The organism is Bradyrhizobium genomosp. I (2014), from assembly GCF_000261685.1.
GTDB lineage: Bacteria > Pseudomonadota > Alphaproteobacteria > Rhizobiales > Xanthobacteraceae > Bradyrhizobium.
The window spans coordinates 18723-27673 of sequence record NZ_AJQE01000236.1; the positions used below are offsets into that span (position 1 = coordinate 18723).

Consider the following 8951-nt stretch of genomic DNA (forward strand, 5'->3'; position numbering starts at 1 on the left):
ACGAATTCGCATTGCCGTATGGCTTCCACTGGGGCAATGAGGCGGCAATGAACCAAAATCAAGAAACCCTGACCGCCCGCGCGGCGCCGATCCTGTTCGTGCTGCTCTGGAGCACCGGATTCATCGGCACCAAATACGTCGTCGACAATGCCGATCCCCTGACCTATCTCGCCATCCGCATGGCGATCGTGGTCGGCCTGATGGCGATCATCGCAGGCATCGCGCGGCCGAAATGGCCCGATCGCGCCGGCATTGCACACAGCGCGGTCGCCGGCATCCTCGTCCACGGCTTCTACCTCGGCGGCACCGCAATCGCGATCGCGCATTCGATTCCGGCCGGCCTTTCCGCGCTGATTCCGGGCCTTCAGCCGATCCTGACCTCGACCATTGCCAATCGCTGGCTCGGCGAGCGGGTGACGCCGGTGCAATGGGCCGGGCTCGTGCTCGGCCTCGGCGGCGTCGTGCTGATCCTGCACAACCGCCCCATGACCGGCGAAGCAGGGCTCGGCTGGCTTGCCTCGGTGGTCTCGCTGATCAGCATCACGCTCGGTACGCTCTATCAGCGCCGCTACTGCAACCACATCGACTGGCGAGCCGGCAATCTCGTGCAATACGTTGCCGTCACAATTTTCTTCGCGATCGGAGCATTCCTGTTCGAAGACCGGGTGGTGCATTGGACACAGGAGTTCGTGCTCGCGCTCGCCTGGCTCGCCGTGGCGCTCTCGATCGGTTCGATCGGGCTGTTGTACTGGCTGATCCGCCACGCCGCAGCAACCTCGGTCGCGAGCCTGTTCTACCTGGTGCCGGCCGTCACCGCGCTGATGGCCTATCTGCTGTTCGGCGAGAGGCTCGATGCGTTGGCGATTGCCGGGATGACGATGTGCGCGGCGGCGGTGTTCGTCGTCAACCGGCGCTCTTAAAGCATGATCCGGAAAAGTGCGCAGCGGTTTTCGAAAAGATCATGCTTAAACAACAACCCAAAGCGCGATGACGATTCATTCTAATCGTATCGCGCTTTAGGCGGACAGAGCGCGGCGCTGGAATACATCCCTGCTGAGCGCGGCACGTTCGTGGTCGGCTGGACCGGCCGGGCCGCCGCGCGGAAGGGTCGCGTATCGTGGGGCAGGTCTCCAGGCGGATGTCCACTCCCGGAGACCTGTTCTGAGCGTCGTGATCAGCGCTTCGCCTTCTTGGCCTTCTTCTTCTTGCCGGCTTTCTTGACGCCCTTTTTCGCAGATGTCTTGCCGGCCTTCTTCGCGGTCTTCTTGGCCGCCTTCTTTGAGGACGTCTTCGCCTTCTTCTTGGACGTCTTCTTCGGGCCTACTTTCTTCGCGACCTTCTTGGCGGCTTTCCTGACTTGCTTGACGGCGGCGACCGCCGCGTCCTTGGTTGCATCGACGGCGCTGGTGATCGTGTCCATCGCCTGTTCGGTGATCGGCTTTTCGTCGTCCATATCGTCCCCCGCGGTTTGATTGAGGCGATGACGATAGCGGGTTTCGAAATTGTGTCAAAGCGGCGCTCAACCTCTGCGGATCTTTGCGTAGGCGGCGAGCGCACGCTCGCGTCCCCTGGCATGATCGATGATCGGCTGCGGATAGGTCTTGCCGAGCGTGATGCCCGCGCTTGCAAGCTCGATCGGCGTTGCCTGCCAGGGCTGGTGGATCAGCTTGGCCGGCAGGTTCTTCAGTTCCGGCACCCAGCGCCGAACGTAGGCGCCGTCCGGATCGAACTTGTCGCCCTGGAGCACCGGATTGAACACGCGGAAATAGGGCGCTGCATCTGCACCGCAGCCGGCGACCCACTGCCAGTTGGCGGGATTGCTGGCGGGGTCCGCATCGACCAGCGTGTTCCAGAACCAGGCTTCCCCCTCGCGCCAGTCGATCAGCAGGTGCTTGACCAGGAAGGAGGCGACCACCATCCGGACGCGGTTGTGCATCACCCCGGTGTGCCAGAGCTCGCGCAGACCGGCATCGACGATCGGATAGCCGGTGCGCCCGCGCTGCCAGGCAGCGAGCGCCTTGTCATCGTGCGTCCAGGGGAAGCCATCGAAGTTGGTTTGCAAGTTCGCGGTGGCGAGGTCGGGATGGTCGTGGAGGAGATGACGGCAGAATTCGCGCCAGCCGAGCTCACTCAGGAATTTTTCGATGCCCGGCCCGAGCGTCGGATCTTCGGCCGCGGCGAATCGCGCGGCGTGCCAAACCTGGCGAGGGCTGAGCTCGCCGAACCTCAAATGCGGCGAGAGCCGCGAGGTGCCCTCCCGGTCCGGGCGGTCGCGGTCGCCGGCATAGACGCGTGCGGTGCGCTTGAGGAAGTCGCGGAGGCGGCCTCGTGCTGCGGCTTCGCCGGGACCCCATGCCTCGCGCAGGCCACCCGCCCAATCGGGTTTGGCTGGCTCGAGTTTCCAGCTCTCCAGGCGATCGCCGGCGATCCTTGCTGCAGGGCGCAGCACCTTCGGTGCGGGCAGCGGCTTTGGCGGATCGCCGAGCGACAGCACGCGCCGCCAGAATGGTGTGAACACGCGCAGGCTCCGGCCGTCCTTGTTGCGGATCGCCGAGGGTGGGACGAGCAAATCGCCGGGGCAATTTTGCGAGTCTGCTCCGAGCTTTGCCAGCGCCGATTCAAGCGCTCGTTCAACCGACCGATGCGGCGCCTGGGCAATCCCGTTCCAGTAGACGGCGCGGGCGCCGCTCTCGCGCACCACCTCGGGGATAACCCTGGCGGCCGGTCCCCTGCGCAGGGCCAGCGATCCGCCGCGCTCGGCGATCTCGGCCTCGAGCGCCCGCAGCGACTGCGCCAGCCACCAGCGCGCCGCGCCACCCGGTGCCCGCCCGGTCGTCTCATCGAGCACGTAGAGGCAGACCACCGGCGCTCCAGTCTCCGCGGCGGCGTGCAGGGCGGGGTGGTCGGACAGGCGGAGATCGTCACGAAACCAGACGATGATGGGCGGCACGTTTGGCGCGGTCAGGGGGTGTCCTCGTTTACGATTTGGAAAGGCGTGCCGCCTGCAGCGGTATGATGGTCGTTAATGCCGCCGTAAGCCTGTTGCACGATTATGCAGGAATTACCGGGGTCATTCCATCCATGTTCAAAGCTTCGAAGTTCCTGCCGCAGTTCAAGCTGGGCACCAAGGCTGTCCTGTGCGCCGTGCTGTTGATCGCCATGAATACGGGGCTCGTGGTCGGCGCCGGTTATTGGTCGCTGACCTCCGCTTTCAATGATCGCGCGCTCCGCGACATCGACGTCAGCCTGCGCACGCTGGCGCTGGCGTTCGCGGAGACCGTTCCCGAGGCCAAAATCACGGTCCAGGACGGCGCAGTCGTGCGCGCGGAGATCCCCAAGATGCCCGACTTCAAGGACCATGCCATCGTCGATCGCGCGGTGTCCTATGTCGGCGGTAATGCGACCCTGTTCGTGTTCGACGCGACGAACGGCCAGTTTGTTCGCCGCTCCACGAATGTGAAGAAGGAAAACGGCGACCGCGCCGTCGGCACCCAGCTTGCCGCCGATCATCCGGGGCAGGCCGCGCTGCGCCGTGGCGAAGCCTATAAGGGGCCGGCCACGCTGTTCGGCAAGACGTTCATGACCGCCTATTTTCCGATTTTGGACTCGACCGGCAAGGTCGCCGGCATTCTCTATGTCGGCATCCCGATGGTCCAGTACGAGAACATGCTGGCTCAGGCGATTTCGAGCATGGCGGCGGCCGCAGGGCTGGCCGCCCTTCTGGTGCTGGCCCTGACCTTGCTGGTCGTCCGCCGCATCACCCGGCCGCTCACCTCGGTCACGCGCTCGCTCACTGCGCTTGCCAACGGCGAGAGCGACGTTGCGATCGAATGCGAGGATCGTGCCGACGAGATCGGCGAGATCGCCCGCACGGTTGCGGTGTTCAAGAGCAATTCGCAGGAGCGGGCGCGCCTGCGCAGCGAACAGGCGGCGGCAACGACTGCCGCGGCCGAGCAGCGCAAGGCGGAGCTGCGCAGCTTCGTCGAGGGGTTTCGCGGCAGTGTCGGCGGCATTCTCGACAAGGTGCTCGCATCGTCGGGCGAGTTCGAGCGTGCCGCGCGGCAACTCACCGACGCCGCGCGCTCCACGGCCGATCTGTCGGCGCAGTCGGCGGGAGCTTCTGAAAGCGCCTCCGAGCACGTGCGTTCAGCTGCGTCGGCATCCGACGAGCTGTCTCAATCGATCTCCGAGATCACCCGCCGGGTGCAGGAATCGAACCAGATTTCCGCCGAGGCGGTGCGGCAGGCAGAGGCGACCGACCAGCGCATCGCGCAGCTCTCGGAGGCCGGCACGCGCATCGGCGACGTCGTCAAGCTGATCACCTCGATCGCCGAGCAGACCAACCTGCTGGCGCTGAACGCCACCATCGAGGCCGCTCGCGCTGGCGATGCCGGCCGCGGCTTTGCGGTGGTGGCCCAGGAGGTCAAGACGCTGGCCGGTCAGACCGCGAAAGCGACCGACGAGATCTCGAGCCAGATCGAGAGCATGCAACTCGCGACCGAGGAATCGGTCGCCGCCATCAAGGCTATCAGCCAGACCATCGAGCGCATCAGCGGCATCGCAGGTTCGATCTCGGCTGCGGTCGAGCAGCAGAAGAGTGCGACCCACAACATCGTTGCCAGCGTTCGCGCGGCGGTATCAGGCACGGCCGATGTCGCCGTCAATATTCGTCACGCCGCCAAGGGCGCGAGCGAGACGGGCGAGACGTCCAGCCGGATGTTTGCCTCGGCCCGGGCGCTGTCGGGCGAGAGCCTGCATCTGAAGGCCGAGGTCGACGGTTTCCTCGACCGCGTGCGGACGGCGTAATTCAACGCCGTCATTCCGGGGCGGTCCGCAGGACCGAACCCGGAATCTCGAGATCCCGGATCTGGTCCTTCGGACCATCCCGGGATGACTTTTGCGGTTGCTATCCGCAACCGCCAAAAATCATTTCGGCTGCGGCACGATGCGGAGGTAGGGCTTCGGCTCCTTCCAGCCCTGCGGGTAGATCGTCTTGGCCTCATCGTTGGAGACAGAGCCCGCGATGATGACGTCGTCGCCCTGCGACCAGTCGGCCGGCGTCGCGACGCGATGCTTGGCGGTGAGCTGGAGCGAGTCGATGACGCGCAGGATCTCCTGGAAGTTCCGGCCCGTCGTCATCGGATAGACCAGCACCAGCTTGATCTTCTTGTCCGGCCCGATGATGAAGACGTTGCGGACGGTCTGGTTGTCGGCGGCGGTGCGCTTGAGGGGATCGCCCGAGATCGCGGCCGGCAGCATGCCGTAGAGCTTCGAGACGTTGTAATCGGTGTCGCCGATCATCGGGTAGTTCGGCGCGGCGCCCTGGGTCTCCTTGATGTCCTCCGACCATTTGGCATGGTTGTCGACCGGATCGACCGAGAGCCCCATCAGCTTGACGCCGCGTTTGTCGAACTCCGGTTTCAACTTGGCGAGAGCGCCGAGCTCGGTCGTACAAACCGGCGTGAAGTCCTTCGGGTGCGAGAACAGGAGCGCCCAGCTGTTGCCGATCCAATCATGGAACTTGATCTTCCCTTCGGTGGTCTCGGCTTCGAAGTCGGGGGCGGTGGCGCCGATCGGAAGTGTCATGGTTCTACCTCATCGCATTGAATTTGCTTGGGAATTGATCTTGGGTCGTCACGGTCATTATAGGGGCTTGGCGAACCCAAGTGAACGCCATGTGAACCACTTCAAGTAAAATGTGAATTCCTTCTTTGAAGGGCCGATTTCCCAGCACCTTTCTGTTATAGCGGCGCCTGCTGTGAAACATCGCCACCGGAGCAGCACGGGCTCGATTGCCCCGATAAAGCCTTTTATGACTTTCATCACGCTCGCCCGGCGCGTCCCAGAACCAAAATGGTCCTGACAGCGACCAATTGGCAACCATCTGGAAAAGTCGCGATCCCCGTATCGAATCGTTAACCACCCCTTCACGCCGGCATGAAAATGCTGGCCGTCGGAAGAAATCTGGAAGTGAACTATGTCCGCCGCTGCGCCTAAGCCTACCGAGTCGTCGTCCCTCGAACCGTCCTGCCGCGATACCGCGGCTCATGCACTCTCCATAGTACGCGACGGCGTCATCACGGGCGAAGGCCCGACCACCAAGGGTCGCGTCCACTTTTCCCGCTCGCTCGATGCCGACGATACCGCCTGGTGCATGCGTATCCTCACCGCGACCGCCGTCAACGATCAGCCGGTCAGCCGCACCGAGGCCGAAGTCCTGTTCGAGATCAATGAGGCCGCCACCGAGCGCACCGACGGTGTCCGGTTCGACGACCTGCTCGCCAAGGCGGTCGCCCACTATGCCGCGAGCGCCTCGGGCCTGAAGGTGCCGCCGCGCAGCGTGGCGCTGTCGGCCGACACCGAGATCGAGAGCTGGGCGCCGTCCTATGCCTCCAAGGTCAACAGTGAGATGCTGGAGTGGATCGCCGGCCAGATGCGCGGCAAGCGTCAGAACAACCGTCGCCTGATGGCGATGGTGGCGACCTTCCTGGGCGCCACCGCACTGCCTCTGGCGGGCCAATTGCCGAACGTGTTCGACATTGGGATGTAAAGAGACCGGGCATGTAAGATCTTGCGCGTCACTTGAGGACGCGAGGGAACGGCGGGCTACTTCCCCGCCGTTTTTTGTTTGCCGGCATCAGGCTCGAGCCCCAGCGTGCGGCCTGGGAAGCCGGCGGCATCGAAATAGCGCTGGCTGCCGACGCGCTGGAAGTTCAGCACGGTCCTGAGGCCACCCTCCGCGGGCCTGGACTTCAGCGTGCCGACAAAGGCCTTCGGCACGATGCCGTTGGGCATGGCCTCCGACATCACCCGGCCGACGAGGCCGCCGTTGTGCGCACCGCGCAGGCCCATCAGCTGGGCTGCCGTCATGCCGACGTCGGCATTGCTGACCGGAATCTCGTCGACATAGCCGGCTTTGAAGTCCGGTCCGATGGCGGCCATGAAGTTCATGGTGTCGCCGCGGCTGAAGCTGCCATGCATGCCCTGGCCCTGGCGCAGCACGGTGTCTGCGACCTGCACCGAGCAGTTGGTCGGCGCCTCGCCGCAATCGCTGGCATAGGAGCGGAAGTTGACGACGATCGACGGCGTCGGTGTCGCCGACTTGCCGCGCAGATTGATGCTCGACAGCGGCAGGGTGCCGGGGAAGCGGCCGAGCGAGTCCTCGACGAACAGGCCGGAGACGTAGTCCTGCTCGAGCAGCGCCTTGATCGTCTTCGCCGCCAGCTTCCTGTCCTTGCTCGGCAGATAGATCAGGTCGGAGCCGCCATTGGTGGCGACGACGAGATCGGGCCTGGTCGGATCCTTGCCGAGCACGCCGTTGCCGGCCCTGGGATGCCTGTTGCCTTCGACCTTCGCATTCTTGTCGTTGGGGTCGAACAGCGGCAGGTCGAGCGCTTTCGCTAGGTCGAGCGCCAGGAAGCCCATCGGCAGGAAATCCTTCGGCGTGTCGTCATAGCTGACCTTGACGGAGGAGCTGGTCTTGCTCTGCTTGGAGATGGTCGAGAAGCCATGATCGGCCGAGACGATGATGTTGGTCGAGGCGGCGAGCCCGAGCTCGTCGAGCGCCTTGCGGAGCTGGGCGAGGTTGGTGTCGGCGTTCTTGATGCCCGCCATCGAGGTCGGGCCATTGATGCCCGGCTTGATCTGGTTGAGGCTGTCGCCGGTATTGTGCTGGCTGCCATCAGGGTCGCGCGACCAGAACACCAGCACGAACGGCTTGTTGCGCGCCTTGAACATCGGCAGCACCACCTTGGTGGCGACGTCCGCGAAATAGGCCTGCTGCGCGACGTTGGCGACCGTCGTGCCCGGCGTCTTGGCATCGCCCGCCTTGGAATTGTCGCCGCGTGGCGGCGTGGCAAGCGGAAGGCCGGCCTTGGTCAAGGCGTCCTTCACCTCGTCCGACAGTGCGACACCGTTCTTGCCGCCGGTGGAGTCGTCGAACACGACCGAATGCGGGCCGGGCTTTTCAGCCTTGTCGGTGTGGTCGAACTGGTAGGTCGGGCCGACCTTGCCGATCGCGGCGGTGCTGAGGCCCTTGTCGCGGGCCATCTTCAGAATGGTCTCTTCATTGAGGTAGTCGCCCTTGAAGTGCTCGTCGATGTCGCCGAGCACGGCGTCGTTCTCGATGAAGGGGACGACGGTGTCACCTGCGGGTGCGGAGGTGTAGTTGGTCCAGATCGTGTTGGAGAACACGCCGGTGTCGCCGAGATAGTGGCCGGTCGACATCGCCGAGCCGTTGGCCATGGTGAAGGTCGGGAAGAGCGAATGCGGGTTTTTGAAGTTGACGCCCCTGTCGCGGATCTCGGCCATTGCGGGTGCCGTCTCCGGTGTGACCTTCAGCGCGCGAAGACCGTCGGGAATGAACAGGATCAGGTTGCGGGGCGTGTTGTTCTGGGCGGAGGCAAGTCCGGTGGACAGCACGGTCAGTCCGGCGGACAGCAACACCAGTGAACGGCGCATCAAATCTCTCCCTGCGGTGAGGCGGCGTGGCCGCGACCCGCGGCCCCCGGCAATCGTTTAGTTTTGCTGTATGACAGTCTTGTTACAAGAGCGGAAGCCACGCAAAGAAGGGCAGGGGCGAGGTGACCTCGTGTCCCGGACGCGGTGCGGCACGCAGTGACGTTCCGCAGAGCCGGGCCCCAGAAAGCCACGGCGTTTGCTGTTGCATGGGCCCTGGCTCTGCCGCGCAGCGTCCGGGGCACGAGAGGGTGGCGGGTCCGCGCAAGTGGAGCTACGCTCTCGTGTCCCGGACGCGCAGCAACGCCCATAGCGCGTCGAAGACGCGCGTAAACGCGCTTTTGGCGTTGCTGCGCTGAGCCGGGACCCATGCAGCCGCAAATTCAGTGCACGAAGGTTCTGGGCCCCGGCTCTGCAGCGCATCACTTGCCTTCGCAGGGCACGCCTTCGCATCCTCGCGGCTCATCTCGCCCGAGCTTTGCTTCCGTCGCCTC

Annotated in this window: 7 protein-coding genes; 3 read left to right on the forward strand and 4 right to left on the reverse strand. The window is 64.5% G+C overall.

Annotated elements, in window-relative coordinates; all coding sequences use genetic code 11:
- Positions 1-47: 47 nt before the first annotated feature.
- Positions 48-920 (forward strand): DMT family transporter, encoded by an 873-nt coding sequence (locus IC50_RS22405; protein ID WP_035709682.1) that lies wholly within the window; start codon positions 48-50, stop codon positions 918-920.
- Positions 921-1174: 254 nt separating this feature from the next.
- Here IC50_RS22405 and IC50_RS22410 read toward each other — a convergent pair whose 3' ends face one another.
- Together IC50_RS22410 and IC50_RS22415 are read right to left on the reverse strand one after the other, a co-directional pair.
- Positions 1175-1453 carry a hypothetical protein gene (locus IC50_RS22410; RefSeq protein ID WP_035709683.1) on the reverse strand — a complete coding sequence of 93 codons (279 nt, stop codon included), beginning with the start codon at positions 1451-1453 and terminating at the stop codon, positions 1175-1177.
- A 66-nt stretch (positions 1454-1519) separates the two neighbouring features.
- Complete coding sequence (locus tag IC50_RS22415) at positions 1520-2911, reverse strand: cryptochrome/photolyase family protein (RefSeq protein ID WP_244429626.1); 1392 nt, start codon at positions 2909-2911, stop codon at positions 1520-1522.
- A 170-nt stretch (positions 2912-3081) separates the two neighbouring features.
- On the opposite strand from IC50_RS22415, the gene IC50_RS22420 reads away from it, so the two are divergent.
- Positions 3082-4806, forward strand: a complete 1725-nt coding sequence (locus tag IC50_RS22420) for a methyl-accepting chemotaxis protein (RefSeq protein WP_035709688.1) — start codon at positions 3082-3084, stop codon at positions 4804-4806.
- 120 nt (positions 4807-4926) lie between these two features.
- On the opposite strand, the gene IC50_RS22425 is transcribed toward IC50_RS22420, so the two are convergent.
- Positions 4927-5586, reverse strand: coding sequence for a peroxiredoxin (locus IC50_RS22425; protein WP_035709692.1), 660 nt, complete (start codon positions 5584-5586; stop codon positions 4927-4929).
- A gap of 391 nt (positions 5587-5977) precedes the next feature.
- Between IC50_RS22425 and IC50_RS22430 the strand changes: the two genes are divergently transcribed.
- On the forward strand, positions 5978-6550 hold the full coding sequence (locus IC50_RS22430) for a hypothetical protein (protein ID WP_035709699.1): 573 nt from the start codon (positions 5978-5980) through the stop codon (positions 6548-6550).
- A gap of 56 nt (positions 6551-6606) precedes the next feature.
- Here IC50_RS22430 and IC50_RS22435 read toward each other — a convergent pair whose 3' ends face one another.
- The gene (locus IC50_RS22435) at positions 6607-8460 is read right to left on the reverse strand and encodes an alkaline phosphatase family protein (RefSeq protein ID WP_035709700.1); all 1854 of its coding nucleotides are present in this window, start codon (positions 8458-8460) and stop codon (positions 6607-6609) included.
- Between the last annotated feature and the right edge of the window lie 491 nt (positions 8461-8951).

Bases quoted from the DNA above. Each gene is read 5' to 3' on its own strand.
- IC50_RS22405 (WP_035709682.1), top strand. From the start codon at position 48: ATGAACCAAAATCAAGAAACCCTGACCGCCCGCGCGGCGCCGATCCTG.
- IC50_RS22410 (WP_035709683.1), bottom strand. From the start codon at position 1,453: ATGGACGACGAAAAGCCGATCACCGAACAGGCGATGGACACGATCACC.
- IC50_RS22420 (WP_035709688.1), top strand. From the start codon at position 3,082: ATGTTCAAAGCTTCGAAGTTCCTGCCGCAGTTCAAGCTGGGCACCAAG.
- IC50_RS22425 (WP_035709692.1), bottom strand. From the start codon at position 5,586: ATGACACTTCCGATCGGCGCCACCGCCCCCGACTTCGAAGCCGAGACC.
- IC50_RS22430 (WP_035709699.1), top strand. From the start codon at position 5,978: ATGTCCGCCGCTGCGCCTAAGCCTACCGAGTCGTCGTCCCTCGAACCG.
- IC50_RS22435 (WP_035709700.1), bottom strand. From the start codon at position 8,460: ATGCGCCGTTCACTGGTGTTGCTGTCCGCCGGACTGACCGTGCTGTCC.